The sequence below is a fragment of the Arthrobacter sp. 8AJ genome, from assembly GCF_902506025.1.
GTDB lineage: Bacteria > Actinomycetota > Actinomycetes > Actinomycetales > Micrococcaceae > Arthrobacter.
In genome coordinates this window covers 451,303-468,323 of sequence record NZ_LR733289.1, presented here as the reverse complement: position 1 = coordinate 468,323, position 17,021 = coordinate 451,303, and the positions used below count along the sequence as shown (strand labels likewise).

At 58.3% G+C, this 17,021-nt stretch carries 12 protein-coding genes; 7 read left to right on the top strand and 5 right to left on the bottom strand.

The genetic code is table 11. From position 1 onward, the window contains the following. The first annotated feature begins 66 nt into the window (after positions 1–66). Together BACI349Y_RS02145 and BACI349Y_RS02140 are read left to right on the top strand one after the other, a co-directional pair. Positions 67–759, top strand: a complete 693-nt coding sequence (locus BACI349Y_RS02145) for a fumarylacetoacetate hydrolase family protein (protein ID WP_236560689.1) — start codon at positions 67–69, stop codon at positions 757–759. Between the two features lie 604 nt (positions 760–1,363). Further along, positions 1,364–1,543 (top strand): hypothetical protein, encoded by a 180-nt coding sequence (locus BACI349Y_RS02140; RefSeq protein WP_159630039.1) that lies wholly within the window; start codon positions 1,364–1,366, stop codon positions 1,541–1,543. Between the two features lie 260 nt (positions 1,544–1,803). Here BACI349Y_RS02140 and BACI349Y_RS02135 read toward each other — a convergent pair whose 3' ends face one another. The 4 genes from BACI349Y_RS02135 to BACI349Y_RS02120 form a co-directional block, all read right to left on the bottom strand. Next, entirely contained in the window at positions 1,804–2,733 is a 930-nt protein-coding gene (locus BACI349Y_RS02135; protein WP_159630035.1) for a bifunctional methylenetetrahydrofolate dehydrogenase/methenyltetrahydrofolate cyclohydrolase, read from the bottom strand. 96 nt (positions 2,734–2,829) lie between these two features. After that, positions 2,830–5,304, bottom strand: coding sequence for a GcvT family protein (locus tag BACI349Y_RS02130; protein WP_159630033.1), 2,475 nt, complete (start codon positions 5,302–5,304; stop codon positions 2,830–2,832). Positions 5,305–5,360: 56 nt separating this feature from the next. After that, entirely contained in the window at positions 5,361–6,224 is an 864-nt protein-coding gene (gene purU, locus BACI349Y_RS02125) for a formyltetrahydrofolate deformylase (protein ID WP_159630031.1), read from the bottom strand. 852 nt (positions 6,225–7,076) lie between these two features. After that, the gene (locus BACI349Y_RS02120; protein WP_159635063.1) at positions 7,077–8,405 is read right to left on the bottom strand and encodes an APC family permease; all 1,329 of its coding nucleotides are present in this window, start codon (positions 8,403–8,405) and stop codon (positions 7,077–7,079) included. Positions 8,406–9,107: 702 nt separating this feature from the next. On the opposite strand from BACI349Y_RS02120, the gene pmfR reads away from it, so the two are divergent. The 5 genes from pmfR to BACI349Y_RS02095 all read left to right on the top strand — a co-directional run bounded on the left by pmfR (position 9,108) and on the right by BACI349Y_RS02095 (position 16,070). After that, positions 9,108–10,520 carry a transcciptional activator PmfR gene (gene pmfR, locus BACI349Y_RS02115; protein ID WP_223917529.1) on the top strand — a complete coding sequence of 471 codons (1,413 nt, stop codon included), beginning with the start codon at positions 9,108–9,110 and terminating at the stop codon, positions 10,518–10,520. Positions 10,521–11,936: 1,416 nt separating this feature from the next. After that, positions 11,937–13,613 carry an IS21 family transposase gene (istA, locus tag BACI349Y_RS02110; protein ID WP_159630029.1) on the top strand — a complete coding sequence of 559 codons (1,677 nt, stop codon included), beginning with the start codon at positions 11,937–11,939 and terminating at the stop codon, positions 13,611–13,613. After that, positions 13,610–14,428, top strand: a complete 819-nt coding sequence (istB, locus tag BACI349Y_RS02105) for an IS21-like element helper ATPase IstB (protein WP_159630027.1) — start codon at positions 13,610–13,612, stop codon at positions 14,426–14,428. Before istA ends, istB begins: the two co-directional genes overlap by 4 nt. Before the next feature lie 251 nt (positions 14,429–14,679). Then, positions 14,680–15,249 carry an RNA polymerase sigma factor gene (locus tag BACI349Y_RS02100; protein ID WP_159630025.1) on the top strand — a complete coding sequence of 190 codons (570 nt, stop codon included), beginning with the start codon at positions 14,680–14,682 and terminating at the stop codon, positions 15,247–15,249. Beyond that, a complete protein-coding gene (locus BACI349Y_RS02095) occupies positions 15,246–16,070 on the top strand; it encodes a hypothetical protein (RefSeq protein WP_159630023.1) in 825 nt (274 codons plus the stop codon). The genes BACI349Y_RS02100 and BACI349Y_RS02095 overlap by 4 nt, the downstream gene beginning before the upstream one ends. 317 nt (positions 16,071–16,387) lie before the next feature. Here the strand turns inward: BACI349Y_RS02095 and nboR are convergent, their stop codons facing one another. Beyond that, on the bottom strand, positions 16,388–16,987 hold the full coding sequence (nboR, locus tag BACI349Y_RS02090) for a nicotine blue oxidoreductase (RefSeq protein WP_159630021.1): 600 nt from the start codon (positions 16,985–16,987) through the stop codon (positions 16,388–16,390). Positions 16,988–17,021: the final 34 nt, after the last annotated feature.

The window sequence follows — 17,021 nt, the reverse complement described above, 5'->3', positions numbered from 1 at the left end:
GGCCGACGGAACGAGTGGATAATGCGGCTCGCTAGGATACAAACGAACGCAGGCCCTCAGCATGCAGTGCTGCGGGACGGCAAGTGGCACCACCTGACTGACCCGTTTGCCAAGGTCATATCCTTTACAGGTCAAGTTACGCCTGCGGAAGGGGCGAAGCTACTTGTTCCCGTTCTTCCCTCCGTGCTCATTGGAATGAGTCACAACCCCCCGGGGAAAAAACATCCGCTCCCCGTGCAGGCATGGCACAAATCAGTCCATACGCTTGCGAACCCGGGTGATCATATTCACCCGGTTCAAGACGCAGGTGCAGTACACGCTGAGGGGGAGCTGGCAGTAGTTATTCGCAAAAGCACTGTCGGATTAACTGCCGAATCTGCGATGGACTATGTGCTGGGTTACACGATTGCAAACGATGTCACAAACGCGGACCAGGGACTTGTCGACGAGAAACTTTTCCAAGCCAAAGCCGGGGTAAATTACACACCTCTTGGACCCTGGATTGAAACAGAAATCAGTGATCCTGACAAAGTCAGCATCACTGTCCGCGTGAACGGCCGAGTTGTAGCCGACTCCGGGTCCTTCAACCTACCCACGAGCGTGCTGGACTGCCTCGTATACGTCACCCGTTGGACGGCTCTTGAGCCTGGCGACATCGTGATGACGGGTGCACCGGGGACATTCGCTGCTATTAGCCGGGGAGATCGCGTTCAAATCAGCCTCGGGGGAATAGGCACTTTAACCAGTCCTGTCACCTGAGCGCCATAAAGGGCCACTCAACGAACGGACGGTCAGAGACAGGCCCGGGAAGTGTCAACGCCTAGCATTGGCCTTGATCAAGGTGCCCAAACAGTACTACTCGCTCCGGGCACATTACTGGTCCTTCACAGATGAGCGTGGTTGGGACCTCTGACGCCAGTGCCGGGAGTGTGTTCTGATGACGCTGCGGCATGGTGCGGAGGCGAGAGCTCAGGTGCAACTTTGAATTGGCAGCGACCAAGCTTCCAAATAACAAAGTGACCCTGCTATGCCCAATGCTACTTCCTGCCCGGGCGGTGCGAGCGGGCCGACGCCCTTCTTGATGTGGAAGGTATCCACGTCTGCTCTGTCACAGCGGCCGGGACCGGCCTGGTTCTGCGCGTGGAGACAGCACAAACTGTCAGTGGCAGTCCGGACTGCGGCATCGTCGCGATCGGGCATGGCCGCCGACCGTCCGGCTCCATGACACCCGTGTTTCGGCCGTCCGGTGCGACTGCTCCGGGCCAAGCGAGTCTGGCGGTGCCCGGACCCGGATCGCCCAAGAACCGCGTTCACCGAAGAGCACGAGTTGGCCTGGCCCCGGGCAGAACTCACTGCCAGGACCGTGACATGGGCGGCCGACGGCCTGCAGCGTTTCGACACCTCGGTCTCCGCCCTGGCCCACCAGCTCCGCGTCTCCTGGCACACTGCCTGGGACGCCATCAAGGCAGAAGCCGCCCGGCGGATCACAACGGCCGGCAGGCTGACAGGAGTGGACGCTCTCGGCGTTGACGAGCCCGTCTGATCCCATACCGGACCACCTGGCGCTGGTATGGACACCAGGGTCATGGATCACGTCCGCGACCCCAAGGTGTGGTCCACGCCAAGTTGCTGGACCTTGTTCCGGGCCGTTCCGGTAAGGCCTACACGGACTGGCTCAAAGAACAGGGAGGGGAATTTACGGCAGGCATCAAAACCTTGGCGCTTGATCCGTTCCGCGGCTTCGCCAACGTGATTCGCAACGAACTGCCCGAACCGCCACCGTCCCGCACGCGTTCCGAAATTTCATTTAAGAAGAAGGTCCCGTTCGGCCGCCTCAACAACGTTGGCAAGGAGCATCGCCCGCGTCATAGGACCCACTCCGCCGGGATTGGGCGAGATCCAGGAGGCAACACGCAAAGTGTCGGCAGCAACGTCTCCGTTAAGGACGGCCTTGCCGGTGCTGGCATCAGTGTTCCGCGATACTCCGACGTCTAAGACGATTGACCCCTGTTTGAGGTTTTTGCCTTGCACCATACCCGGTACCCCGGCTGCGGCCACGACAACATCTGCACGCTTAAGCAGCTTAGGCAGATCAACGGATCCGGTATGGGCTGAAGTGACAGTTGCATTGCACGCGCGCCGTGTTAGCAGCAGACCCAGGGGCCTACCAACTGTCACTCCACGACCGACGACAAGCACCTCCAAACCATTGAGAGAGATCCCGTGTCTGGTCAGCAGCTCCACGATTGCGTTAGGGGTGCAGGGCAGAGGAGAAGTAAGATCCCCGCTGACGTTCAGTACGAGTCTTCCAAGGTTGATCGGATGGAGACCGTCAGCATCTTTTTGAGGGGCTATCCTTTCCAAGACAGCGTTTTGGTCGATGTGCGGGGGCAACGGCAGCTGAACTATGTAGCCTGTGGTTCGGCTATCTTCATTCAGCTCATCCAGTACGCTCTCCAATTCCCCTTGAGAAATTGTGGACGGTAAATCCCTACGAATGGATGCAATTCCCACTTCAGCACAATCTCTGTGCTTCCCCGCCACGTATGAATGGCTTGCCGGATCATCGCCGACGAGAACTGTACCCAACCCAACCGTCTTGCCAAGGTCCTTTAACGCTGCAACGCGACTTGCGAGATCAGTTTTTACGACAAGAGCTGTTGCCTTGCCGTCAAGGATTTTGCCAGTGTTCGCCAATTGGCCCTCCGGTTTTTGCATCGCGTCCTTAGCCATGGGCCTTCCATTCAATGATCGTGTGAGACTCCGGCTGTCCATAAGCCGCCCTGTCGACATCTGAGTTCATCTCAGGGGATTTTGAAGGACGCGGCTCTACCCGCGGAGTCGTTCGCCCTTGGGATCGTAAAACGGCCGCCGGGAGACCTTCGCGGGGTAATTCTGTCCCTTACACTTGACCTCAAAGTCACCCGAGAGGTCTACGCCAGGGTCAATAGCGGCAATTCCGACTGCTCGTCCCAAGGTGTGGCCATAGCTGCCGCTCGTCATGCGTCCCACGGGAAGGCCGTTGCAGTAGACCGTCTCGTCATGTACGAACACTGGATCCGGATCTTCCAAGGCCACATACACTGTCCGATGGTCAGGCGCTGCAGGATCGAGCTTCAGGAGGGCGTCCCTGCCCACGAAGCCTCCCGGTTTGTCCATGGAGATCGTGAAACGAAGGCCTGCCGAATACGGATCATCGATAGGCCCGATATCGTGGCCCAAGTGCCTGAATCCCTTCTCGCTGCGCAGTGAATCCAATGCGTGATAGCCGGCCATTTTCACTCCCAGATCCTGCCCTGCTTCCCACAGCGCATCCAGTACGTTCACTGCTATATCGGCGCTCGGATACAACTCGTAGCCTAATTCGCCAACAAAGCTAACGCGGAGACTATAGGCATAGCCATCGGCAATTTCGACCATGCGTCCGTGGGTGTATTTCTGTGCCCCGTCGGACCAGTCCTCTGGGGAAACCCTGCTAAGAAGTTCTCGGCTCTTGGGCCCCATGACTCCGATGGTTGCCAGAGCCGCCGTGCAGTCAAACACTGCGGCTGCTTTTCCCCGTGCGACTCGTTTGAGGTATGCGGCCGTCTTTTGCTGCGTGAACGATGGCGTAACGATCAGGAACCGGTCACGGCCGAGACGAGTGATGGTTCCGTCCAGTTCGATTCCCGCTCGATCATTCAAGAAGAGCGTATAGACGGCTTTATCAGTCTCAACGTCGACGTCTGCTGTTGCTGCCATCTGACAAACTTCGAGGGCATCAGGGCCCGCAACTTCGAACTTCGCGAATGGACTCAGATCGAAAAGGACCACACCCTCACGCGCCGCTTCATGCTCCTCGGCTACGCGGTCGAACCAGGTCGGACGTCCATAGCTGTAGTCATAATTGGGAGACGTTCCTGGGTCCCCGTACCAGTTCGCCCGTTCGCCGCCGTTTACTTCACCAAAGCAGGCACCGAGCTCAGCCAGACGCCCGTGAAGGGGCGTTCGACGAACGTTGCGGCCCGTCTCCATTTGGAGGTTCGGCCAGTGCATTGCGTACAGCCGTCCCAGGCCCTCTTTGGTTCGTGCATTAAGATACTTGCGATTGTTTTGGTGTTCCGCGAAGCGCTGTACGTCGACCGAGGATGAGTCAAAGCCGGGCGTTCCTGAAATGACCCACTCGGCCAACTCCTTGCCGATGCCGGGAGCAAAGATGATGCCCTGAGAGTTGAAACCCGCTGCGACGAAGAGGTTAGAAAGTTCTGAGGTTTCGCCCACGGCAAAGTTGGCATCCGGAGTGAAGCTCTCCGGGGCATTCAGAAATCGATCGAATCCCGCTGAAGCAAGAGCCGGCACTACCGCTTCGGCCTTGGCTCTAATCGGAGCGAAGTGTTCCCATTCCGGCCCGAACTCGGCGAAACCGCTGGATGGGATTTCCTTAAGCGGCCTTGGAAGCCCGTCAGGCTCAAATGCACCGACCAGGAGCCTCCCTGCCTCGTGACGGATGTAGTAGCTGTTGTCTAGGTCCCGATATACGGGCAGTTCAGCGACAGCCCCGTCAATCTCTGCGGATCGGACATGGATGTGTTCGGCAGCGTACAAGGGGACCTTCACATCGGCAGTGGCCGCGAGATCCCGAGTCCACAAACCGCATGCCAGAATCAATCGATCGCAGTGTACGATTCCTTGGTCCGTGAGCACGCCGACGACGAGATCACCCTGGCGAAGGATTTTTTGGACGGATACGTTTTCGCGTATTTGGGTCCCCAGGCCGTACGCGAGTTTAGCGAGAGCCACTGTTGCGTGTCCGGGATTGATATGACCATCGTCAGGTAGCAGGAGCGCTCCGGCGACTCCTGAGGAGGAGGCCAGGGGCCACAATTCCTCGTAACGGTCCTGACTCAGCCATTCAGTCCGTATCCCCTGCTGGTCGGCCACGTCCTTTGCATATAGAAGCTCATCAACGCGGCCAGCGGTCCGCGCAACGCTAAGGGAACCGGAACGTTGAAATGAAACGTCCAGACCTGACATCTGCTCGAGCTGGCTGTAAAAGTCCAAACCGTACTTGGCCAGTTTCGTCATAGTCGTGGTGCCGCGGGCTCCTGTGACCAGTCCTGCCGCATGCCAAGACGTGCCGCTGCCCAGGACATTGCTTTCCAAGAGCAGAGTGTCGTTCTCACCTGCAGCTGCAAGATGATAGGCAATACTTGCACCTATGATTCCCCCACCGACCACAACTGTCCGCACGTGCGTCGGCATTGGGTCGTGAGAAGTATCCGTAAACATCGTCGCGCTGATTGTGCGGTCGACAAGCCTGTCCATTAGGGGCCTCTTTTCTGCTCAGGTCAGTGCACGACCCAGGCACGGGATGGTTGTGCTTATTTGAAAACGACGGTGCGGTGGCCGTTTAGGAGGATTCGCTGTTCGGCGTGCCACTGAACAGCCCGGGACAGTGCTAGTCGCTCTGCGTCCTGACCTGTCACTGCTAGTTGAGCTGGGCTGTATTCATGTCCGACGCGGAGGACTTCCTGCTCAATGATGGGTCCCTCGTCCAGTTCGGCCGTGACATAGTGTGCCGTCGCCCCGACGAGCTTTACCCCGCGGTCAAATGCTTGGTGGTAGGGCTTGGCGCCCTTAAATCCGGGAAGAAATGAATGGTGGATATTGATGGCCTTGCCGAAAAGTTCGCGGCAAAGGTCGTCGCTGAGCACCTGCATATACCGGGCTAAAACGGTTAGATCCACGTGATGTTCTGCCAGGAGAGCCAGGAGCTTTTCCTCTGCTTCTTGCTTGGTTTCCGGTGTCACTGGAATGTGGAAGAACGGGATGCCATGAGCGTCTGCAACTTGCTGGAGAGTTGTATGGTTTGAGGCGATGAACGGAAAATCCACCTTAAGTTGTCCGGAGCGCCAACGGAAGAGTAAGTCGTTGAGGCAATGCTCAGCTTTGGAAACGAGCAATGCAACCTTGGGCCGATCGGCGGCATCAACCAGCGTCCACTCCATCTCGAATGTGGAGGCCAGAGCGAGAAAAGCTTTTTTCAGGTCGCCAACGGATAGGGCCGCTGGGCAGGACACCTGCACGCGCATGAAGAATCTGTCTTCTGCGTTGTCGTCGAACTGCTGACTGGCAAGAATATTGCAGCCGTGGGATACCAGGAACCCAGAGACAGCATGAACGATTCCAATCCTGTCTCTGCAACTGAGTGAAAGAATTACTTGGCGGAATTGGGCGTTTTCCATAGGACTCCTATTGGGAGATTTAGTTCGTTGGGGTGCCCGTGCGGGGAGGGACGGTTTGGACAGTGCCTAAAACTAGGCTTAGCCCTGCCATCTGCACCTGCATCCTGCCTCGACCATACGGCCCAAAATTCGGCGCGACCATGCAGTATTTGTATGAAAAGATCATAGTTTTCATACTCCAGAAGGCTGACAACTGAGAAAGCGGGAGCTTTCTGTGCACGTGTGGGTGCTGGCCTCACCGTATGCCTAGTCACGCCCACACTGCGCCGGTGTCGGCGACGCGCATAGGGGCCCTTGGCGAGCCGTGCTGCCGTCGCCCCGCTACACCGAGACTAGCGCCCCACAGCTGACACCTGGCGTCACCGCCTGCCAGAGCCACGCGATTACCTGGTCGAAGGAGCCGGCTTGGCCCAAATGCTCACAGGCACCAAACCGAGTCACCTTGTGCTGTTCTCCTGAAATCGTTGGCAGTCGGCTTCCCCAAACAGGGAGGGCACGACGCGCGACCGTCTATGGCGCGGAATGACCGAATAGCAACTGCTTCCATAAAACCGCTCGTGCCAGCCCAGGTTGGTCGGGCTGCCGGATTCATGAAGGCTTCTACATCCGTGGCGGATTGCGTGGCGCAACTGTCAAGACGGATTCTGAGACGTAATCGACCATGCGGCAGATCGCAGGCCTCCGTACACCGCCCATATGAATCACGAGCGATGTTGCAATGAAAAGGCTCCCGCCCAGGGGGACTGGACGGGAGCCTCTAGGCTTTGGGGCAATTTCGGAGAGTGCTGCCCGTCGCCGCAGTTGAAGCAAAGCGCCGTGGCCTGCCTGCAGTTAGTAGTGCAAATGAGGCCCCTACGTGGAAACCGCAGTCTTCCTCTTAATCCGGACGGACGCCACAAAGCCGATGAGGAACACGGCAACCGTCCCGATCATTACATAAGGCAGTGCGCTCAGCGGCCCCGCCACGGGGTACAAGATTCCATTGACGTAAAGCCAAAGGACAGTAGCCGATGCCAGGACAGCTCCAATGTTGACCAGAACGGACTTCCTAGGGCCGGTGCGGTTCAACAACACCGCACCGCCGATGCAGATGAGGAAGTATGGAATTACCCAGAAGTAGACCAACAACGTAGCGATATAACCATATATTTCCAGCGGCGCGGCTGATGTTAGCCATAGCATCACTGGGGGACCAACAAGCGAAGGAATTCCAAGGAAGCCAATAGCCGCCACTGGACTCTTGTGGCGCTTGCTGACCCTGGTTAATGCAGAAGGTAGGAGCCCGTCTGAAGCAGCACTGACAACAACTCGCGATCCGTAGTTGAAGAAGCCGATGAGGCTGGCGAAGACGGCAGCGGCAAGTACCAGGTCACTGATGTTCGACAAAAGGCCTACCCCTGCTGCTTCAGCTAGTACCGCATTCGGTGAGACACCAAGGGCAAGTTGATCAGCGGAATCGACAAGGGTGGGTACCTGGATCACTGTGGCAGCAAGGAAGGCCGTGCCGAGGACGAGGGGAACCACCATGATCGCCCGAGGAATAGCGCGGGTCGGGTTTCGGGTTTCAGCGCCAAGGGCTGCGCTGCTTTCGAAGCCGATGAAGAATGTCGAACCTATTGCTAAACCTTGGAGGAAACTGTTGAAGGTGAAATCGCTGAGGCTAGCTTGCCCCAGCAAATCGATATTTCCTGCGAAGGCGGTTGCTACGGTGATAGTCAACATGACCGGTACGGAAACGACTGTGAGGATTACGCTGGCCCGGACGGACACATCCAAGCCACGATAGGCGATACCCATGGCCACCAGCGCGGCCAGGACATAGATAACCAACTGAGTGTCCGGTCCTGCTGCGCTAGGCAGGCCCACGGACATGAGGAAACTTCCGATATACAGGCCCAGCGATACGACCAGAACCATAACTACAACTATGTAACCGGGCACCATGGCTGCCGCGATAATGAGCGGACTCCACGAGCCGAACACGTGGCGAATATACGAATAGAGAGACCCCGTCCCGATATACCGTCGCGCGAACACGGTGATAAAAAGCCCGATGATTGTGAAAGCCACGACGGAAGCGGCCATCGCTAACCACGAGGAACGCCCTGTGTAAGAGGCGAGAAACGCTGGCACTGCTGAAAGACCGACAGCGGGGATGAAGGACGATATTGAAAGTCCCATCACCTGCGAGCCGGTAAGGTGCCCTAACTGCAGATCTGCGTGGGCTGTATCTTGAGTCGGTGGGCCGTAACCACCGCCTGCTGATGCTCCTGCGTTTTCACAAGAAGTTTGCAAAGCTGTACGCCTTTCAGGTGAGTCGAGGCCACGGAGCGGCTACGACGCGTAAGTGTAATTTTCTTTAGAACCTTGTTAAGGCAGCGGGTGAGAAGATGCGTCCTTACACCTACTCGATAGTGACTTCGACGCGGTTGGTTCACGACTGATCTGTTTGTTCAGCCCGAGTCGTTCGCCGGTATTTTTTCAGCGCCTCACCAACTGGCCCAGCCTTTCGGCAGGATGCTATCCAGAAGGGGTTGAGTCTTGCTGTTCTCGCACGAATGAGAGCACCGCCCTCCCGCCTCACGGAGAAACCAAGTGAAGCCGCCGGTCAACCTCGACGATCGATACGCAGGGATCGCTTAAAGAAGCGTCACGTCCTCGCTAGGGTGCTCCCAGGGGGGGCTCAGAACCGTTCAGCACAGCTTTGGGAGTCGAGCCATGAGGGGAGTCGATCCGCCGAAGTCATTCGTTAACTCCCCTTACAAAGGCCACACATTACGCAGCCGCTCCCGGGGTCCGAAATTGGGCTAGTGAACAAATTGTGGGCTGCCTTCGTTCTTTAGTACTAATTCTTCCCTCATCCACCAGTACTAAGATGCACGTATGGAACAGCAAATGCTGACGGTCAGGGATCTTGTTACTGCCCAAAGTCTGGGTACGAAGGTAATTGCCGGCGCGGGCGGCCTTGACCGGCAAGTTCTCTGGGCGCATAGCTGTGAGTTGAGTGACCCCGACCGCTGGCTCGGTCCGCATGAGTTACTGATGACCGTGGGTTTGTGCGTTCCACGAAGTGCCGAGGAACAACGGACTTTTATTGGCAAGCTTGACGAGGCCGGCCTTGCCGGTGTTGCCTTCGGGGATCACCCAAGTCTTCCCCCTCTCACGCAGGAACTATACGAAGAAGCAGAGAAACGCTCCTTTCCTGTGCTTCTTACGAACGATGCCACTCCCTTCGCCGCAATCGGGCGAACAGTTGCTGCTGCTACGGCCACTACCCAAACCATGCAAGTACTCAAGCTCAGCAAGCTCTACCAGTTGTCCACCTACGCCCGTACTGATCCGGTACGGATGATGAATGATTTGCAGGCGCTTCTTAGGGCTGGGCTCAGAGTCTTGGATGAGCAAACAGGGCTCCCAATTGTGGAGGGCACACCGCTGGAATCCATGCTCTCTTTGGCACGTGAACGCACCTATGCGCTCCCGGGGGACAATGACTCCCGGCTCATGATTTTGGAATACCCCGGGGAGGAGGTCAGCAGTTTCCTGCTAATCCACGTCCTGCAAGTGGTGGATGTCGCCTTGAGTCAACTTTTAAGGACTCTTCGACGCCGTGCGGAACGCTCCGCGCAAATGCTAGCGTCCGTCCTGGAAGGGCGGAGCCCGGAAGGCTTGGAGACCCTGCTTGGCCCGGGCGGCACTTCACTGGGATATCAATTTGTTGCAGTGGCAGCAGAGGACGGCAACAAGGTCGCCCGAGCCGCCTCCATCAAGTCACTGCCAATCCTGGCTGGCTCCGGAGGCAATTCGTTTTTTGTCCTAATGCCCGAGCAGAGCCGAAATGAGGTCAGGCAGCTGCTCCGCCGCCTCGACATCCGGGCCGGAGCATCGTCAACTTACCTTGACCTGCGGGATGCTAAAGCAGCTGCCGATGAGGCCGCAAAGGTTTTTTCATCCGGTGGGACGAACGACCAATGGACCGATTTCGTCGGAGTCCCTGTATCGCTGCTTACTCGTTCCAAAAAGGAAGCTTGCGCCATTGTTCAACAAGTGCTGGGTGGGCTTGCGGCTGCAGATCCTAAATCGACTGCTCTGCGTGAAACACTTTTCGCCTTCCTTGCCCACGACCGCAGCTGGAATGAAACGGCAGCCGCTCTCGGAATCCACCGTCAAACCTTGTCTTACAGATTGACCAGAATCAAAGAGGTCACAGGGCGAGACATCGCTTCTTCAGCGGATTTTTCGGCCTTCTGGCTCGCGTTTCAAGCCTGGCCGTCCTACTCGTCCAAATCCGACTGAACCCTACTGTCAAGTGCGATTCCAGCTGCTTTTCTGGAAGAGAGCCGTACCAAGGTTGGCGTCCCTTCCCGGTAGTTACGATCCATAACCTCTGCCTTTGAAATCAACAGTTCCCACTGGGAGTCCTAGGAATCACACAAAAAGCGCTCATAATTTTGGCTTTCGGTATCATGACTGCCGCCGCCGGAACGTCTAACTTCGATGAACAGGGGTTGTCGTTGGTTTCATGAGATACGGCAACCCCTGCGCAACAAGAACCGTAACCCAATTTACTTGCACCTTTCTATGGGTTGATACCTGTTCTTGCGCAGGTCAAGTCCCTGTAGTTAAGCCCTCCCCTTACCCTCTCGTCCACGAGAACCTGGGCTTGAGGAACAGAAAGGTCCGATAATGACAGCAACAGTTCCGGCCGGACACATCACAAAACCGGTCAGCTCCGTCCCCAGCCTGGGATGGCACCCTTACCTTTCACTTGAGCCTGCCGGTTCTGGTTGCGAAGAGCATCCGTGCAGATTTTGCAACATTCCGGAGACCGATTGATGTGTCGGGGAAGGGCAGGCAAGGGGCTGTGCTGTGCGTAACGGTATTCAACACGCCCGCGCAACGCCGCCGATACTATACATGCGCCCTCTAGCCAGAGGTACATCCCGTTTGACACGTGTGCAAATGAAGTTGCGAAGCGAGGGACTGCAGTTAGGTCGCGTCGTTTTTCGCTGGTCCTCGATTTGTCCAAACTGCAGGCGCCGCCGGAGAATGATCAGCACTTACCGGGGTGGATGTCGCGGACGCTGCGGACGCCCTTGGCGTCGAAGATGATAGCCTTTCACCTGCAGGCTGAGGAGGCACATGATTCGTTTCGCGGGACTTGCTTCTAGCTAGAAGCGGCAAGGGCCCGCGGCTGCTATGTTCAGAGAAGGTTATCCAGGACCTGTCAATTCCGATATCGGCACCTCGCCACAACTAACTTGCTCCTTTGACCGGTCAGGACCGAAAATACTTCACGGCTGGAGCAGAGGCGGGCGCTCTCACTGCGATGCATCCTGTCGAGGGTATTCGAGTCCCCCGTGGGCACAAGTAATCTCCACTGGCGCCCTTTCCGTTTCGGCAGCAGCTCTTCGACCCTTTGTATTTGACTGGCAAAGCCCGCTAGCAGCAGCCGGTAGGCCGGTCATCAATCCCAGCCAGCTCCATTGGTCATCGCTCGAAGCTGGCCCAGACCAAGTCTCTCTACGGCCAAATAGGGCCACAAGCAACCAATCCAACAGCGGTTGGCTGTGACAGGTTTGGATGGCCCCGGTAGGACGGTCATATCTGGCCCCACTTCATGACTCGCCGGGCACCTGTGACGGTTATTCGTGGCCCCACCTTCAACGTTGGATTTCATCAGTGGATGGATGCGGCGGAAGGCTGGTCTGGATGGAGTCGAGAGTGGAGTTGTTCGCGCGGATCCGAAGGGACGCCCGGGTTGAAGGCCTGTCGGTTCGTGCGTTGGCCGCCCGGCACGGAGTTCACAGAAGAACCGTGAGGCAGGCACTGGATTCAGCTGCCCCTCCGGAGCGCAAACAGAGACAAGGTGTCTCCTGGAGGCTGGAGCCGTTCAAGGGCGCGATCGACGCGATGCTGATCGAGGACACGACGGCTCCGCGGAAGCAGCGCCATACCGCACGAAGGATCCTGGCCCGGCTCATCGAAGAGCACGGTGCGCAGGAGCTCTCGTACTCCACGGTGCGTGATTACGTCAGGGTCCGCCGGGCCCAGATTGACGTGGAGGCCGGCCGCCGTGTTGAGGTGTTTGTTCCTCAGGAACACGCACCCGGCGCAGAAGCCGAGGTGGACTTCGGCGAGGTCTATGTCGTGCTGAACGGCGTGAAGACGAAGTGCCACATGTTCATCTTCCGGTTATCCCATTCGGGCAGGGCCATCCACCGGATCTACCCGACCCAGGCCCAAGAAGCCTTTCTCGAAGGGCACATCGAAGCCTTCAACGTTCTGGGCGGCATCCCCACCAAACACATCCGCTACGACAATCTCACCAGTGCTGTCACCGCGGTAGTGTTCGGGCAGGGCCGGCAGCGCCGGGAGAATGACCGGTGGGTGTTGTTCCGTTCGTTCTACGGCTTCGATCCCTTCTATTGCCAGTCTGGCATCGCAGGGGCCCACGAAAAGGGCGGGGTTGAAGGAGAGGTGGGCTGGTTCCGCCGCAACCGGCTTTCACCGATGCCGGTCGCTGACTCCCTGGACGAGCTCAACGACCGTATACGGGCCTGGGAAGCCCATGACGAGGACCGGCGGATCAATGACAGGATCCGCACCATAGGCCAGGACTTCGAGATTGAACGGCCGTTCCTGGCCCCGTTGCCGACGGAGGAATTCGATCCGGGTCTGGTACTAAGCCCGAGGGTCGATAGATCCTCGATGGTCACGGTCCGGATGGTGAAGTATTCCGTCCCGGCCCGGTTCATCGGCCGGAGGGTCCGGGTCTCGCTGCGGGCGTCCGAGGTGGTGGTGTTTGATGGCCGCACAGTGGTCGCCAGGCATCAGCGGGTCGCCGCCCGGTCCGGACAATCGGTCCAGCTGGACCACTATCTCGAGGTCCTCAAAACCAAACCCGGAGCTCTCCCCGGTTCCACTGCTTTGGCGAGGGCGCGGGAATCCGGGACGTTCACGTCCGCCCACGAAGCCTTCTGGGCCGCCTCCCGCCGCGTCAACGGCGACGCCGATGGGACTCGTGAACTCATCGACGTCCTGCTCCTTCACCGGTCCATGGATGCCGAAGACATTCATGCAGGGATCAGTGCGGCGCTGGCAGTTGGCGCGGTCAGCGCCGACGTCGTCGCGGTCGAAGCCCGCAGACATGCCACGGCATCTTTGCCGGGTGGGGCCAGCTCCGGCCGTCATCCCGGTGTTCATGCTGAAGAGAAAGTGCAACGGGTTGTCAGTCTTACCCAACGCCGGCTCATGGACCCCGCCGCGGTCATTGCCGGGCTGCCGCATGATAGCCGGCCACTGCCTTCAGTCCGTGCCTATGACGAGCTGCTGGCCAAACGTTCCGAACACCCTGCAGGAACCGCGTCGAAGGAGAACATCTCATGAGCCCCACCGCACCGACGACCACCATCACCCCGACCTTGCGCCGGCGGCGCGGCCTGACTGAGCAGGCAGCGGTCGCCGCCGTGGACCAGGCCTGCCGTCGGCTACGCCTGCCCACCATCCGCGGGGTCCTCGATGAAGCCCTCGCCGTCGCGGGGAAGGAACAACTGTCCTACCAAGGATTCCTGGCCGAATTGCTGCTGGCCGAGTGCGACGACCGGGACCGGCGCTCCTCGATCCGGCGCGTGAAAGCCGCGAACTTTCCCCGGGACAAGTGGCTCGGGGACTTTGACTTCGATGCAAACCCGAACATCAACCCTGCCACCATCCATACTCTGGCCACCGGGGAATGGATCCGCAAAGGACAACCCCTCTGCCTGATCGGGGACTCTGGGACCGGCAAATCCCACCTGCTCATCGGACTCGGCACCGCCGCCGCTGAGAACGGCTACCGAGTCAAATACACCCTCGCCACCCGGCTCGTGAACGAACTCGTCGAAGCCGCCGACGAGAAGGTCCTGGCCAAGACCATCGCCCGGTACGGCCGGGTGGACCTGCTCTGCATCGACGAGCTGGGTTACATGGAACTGGACCGCCGAGGCGCCGAACTCCTCTTCCAGGTCCTCACCGAGCGAGAGGAGAAAAATTCCATTGCGATCGCCTCCAACGAATCATTTTCCGGCTGGACCAAAACCTTCACCGATCCACGTCTCTGCGCCGCCATCGTGGACCGGCTGACCTTCAACGGAACCATCATCGAAACCGGAACCGACTCCTACCGCCTCGCCCACACCCTCAACCAACAAACAGCGAGCTAAATCGCTGGACCCATGCCGGCTGCCCGGTTGCCGGTGCCTCCGCTCTCTTGGTGGCCAGCCTAGAGTACAAGTGCCCCCCGAGGGATCCTCTACTGCGGCGCCCGCGCCGATCTAGCTGTGTCTAAAGCAGTCCTGTTATTTGTTGCCGGAGCTGTAACGGCAGCCAGCCTGCGATCTCGACTGATGAGGGCTGCCAAAATTGATTCATCATCGGGCGACACACTTAAGTAGGTGGCGGACAGGTACAGGGTATGAGCTATTTTTCGAGGGCCCCTGATAGGGCGGACGCTTTCCGGTCGCTATACGAATCCTCATACACCGACCTTTTGCGGTTCGTTCAGCGGCGTGCGGAACCGGCAAGTGCGGAAGACGTGGTCGCGGAGGCGTTTCTCGTCGTCTGGAAACGCTTCTCTGATGCACCAGCGGATGAAAGTGATGCCCGAGCGTGGCTTTTCGGAATCACGCGGAATCTCCTCCTGAATGCTCACCGTGGAGAACAAAGACGTCAAGCGCTAGGTGTTCGGCTGGCTGAAACAACAACTGACTTCTTCAGCGGTTCTCATGCCGATTTAGTTGGCGATCGTATCGATCTGAGCCGCGCGTGGCAGCTTCTTTCGGAAGTTCATCAGGAAGCCCTGGGACTCGCCGTGTTTGAGAACCTTGCCGCCCCACAGGCAGCCAAAGTCCTGGGAATCTCACCAGTGGCTTTCCGTCTGCGATTGACCCGCGCCAGACGAGCCTTGCGGCTCCTCCTTGACCACCTCCCTCATCATGCTTCCGAGACTCCGGCGGCATCACCTGAAAAGGCAGCAACGCTATGAAAAATAATGACCAGCGAATCGACACGCTCCTGCGTTCCATGGACGTAGCAGAACAAAGCTCACCGCCGGATCCTACTCGGGCGGAAGCGGACCTGAACCGCATACTCAGCTCTCAACCAGTCGTTTCCTCCAACAGCACCATGCAATTTAGTCAAGAGCTGAATAAACCCAAGACCCACCGCCGCCGACGCGCGCTTACTCTTGCAGGCCTGGCTGCTGCAGTCACAGCCGGATTTGTCATCATGCCGGCGCTCTCAGGCGGTGACCCGGCCTTCGCGACGTGGACGGCAGCACCCGGGACACTTATTGGCTCAGAACGTGACAACGCTGTCTCAGACTGCCGTCACTCGAAACAAGATGTAGGTGGAGGCATGTACTCAGCCGAACTTTCCGCAGCGGAGGTAGCCATCGCCGAGCGGCGTGGCGCCTGGGTCACGGTCGTCCTCAGCGGAACTGATGGCTTTGAAGCAACATGCACCACCGACGCCACAGCAGCCTGGTTCCGCAAAGGGATGATCGGTTCCATCGGCAAACCAACTAATGTCACCGACCTCCCAGCCCGAGGCATCGCTGCTACTCAACTCGGAACCGGAACAATCGCGGACAACCCCATCTCGATCGCGTCAGGTCGCGTCGGAACTGATGTCAGAGGCCTCTCATACACCAAAGCCGACAAGGAAGAAGTGATCGCAACCGTAGCCAAAGGCCAATTCGCTTTTTGGCTACCTGGAAACGAGCTGCAGAACGCCACTGATCAAGGCGTACCCGTTCACGTGACCTATAGCGATGGCTCCAGCGCCATCCAGGTCCTCAACTTTTGAACGCCTGGTGAAATAGGCGTCCGTCCGGCATACCCCACACCCAAACGGGCCTTCCTGCGTCCGATTGTCGATCGGTCAGCGGATTGATTCCGAAGCGGACCTTTGGTACATGAAGGACCCCTGACCGTAGGGCACCCGCGGGACCAGGCAACTACAGTTTCCTCAGTGGGGCCAGGAATAACCGTCACGCTGGGGCCAAAAAAGGTTGACATAGTCAAGCGGTAGTAATGCCACGCAAGAACTTCCTTACTTCACCGACTCAGGCGTGCTCTCCCAACGCCAAAGTACCTACCGAACATGGGTTGCAGCACCTTGACCTACAACAGGCGATTCATCTGCTCTATGGTGTCGATGTCCTCGCCAGTGGATTCATCACTGCAATCGACAAGGTCTACGAGCCACGGTTTCCGCTGCAAGAAAACCCGAGCCCCCGCATCCCCGCTAACAGTGCTAGCCACCGCTGACCTGAGTTGCGCATCGATCACCATGGGGTGACCCCTACGGAGCACTCCATCGTTTTCCATGGCGCGATACGCAGCCGAAGTAATGCGCCTCGGCCGATGGGAGAGGAGTAACCGATGAACAATGGCGACGGTAAGCCCTGGCTGATCTACCAGAGCTACGAGGAGGTGGTTATTTGGATGTGCTTCGGCATCACCGGCAAGGTAGGAACTTCCCATACCTGAGGACCAGTGGGAGTTCACCACCACCCGATACGGTTCAAGGTCTGCTTCGGCGCTAACCGCTTGTGCATCCGCTCCAAGAACAACCACAACCTCCTGACATCCGCCGGCACGCAGCGTGTGAGCGGCTGCCTCAACCAGAGTGCGGCCGCGGTACGGCAGGAGTGCCTTAGGACCACGCCCAAGACGTGTTCCGGCGCCGGCTGCCAGCAATAAGCCCGTTACCCGCGCCAAATCCCTGTCCTCCTGCGGGGGGTTCCTATGCGCC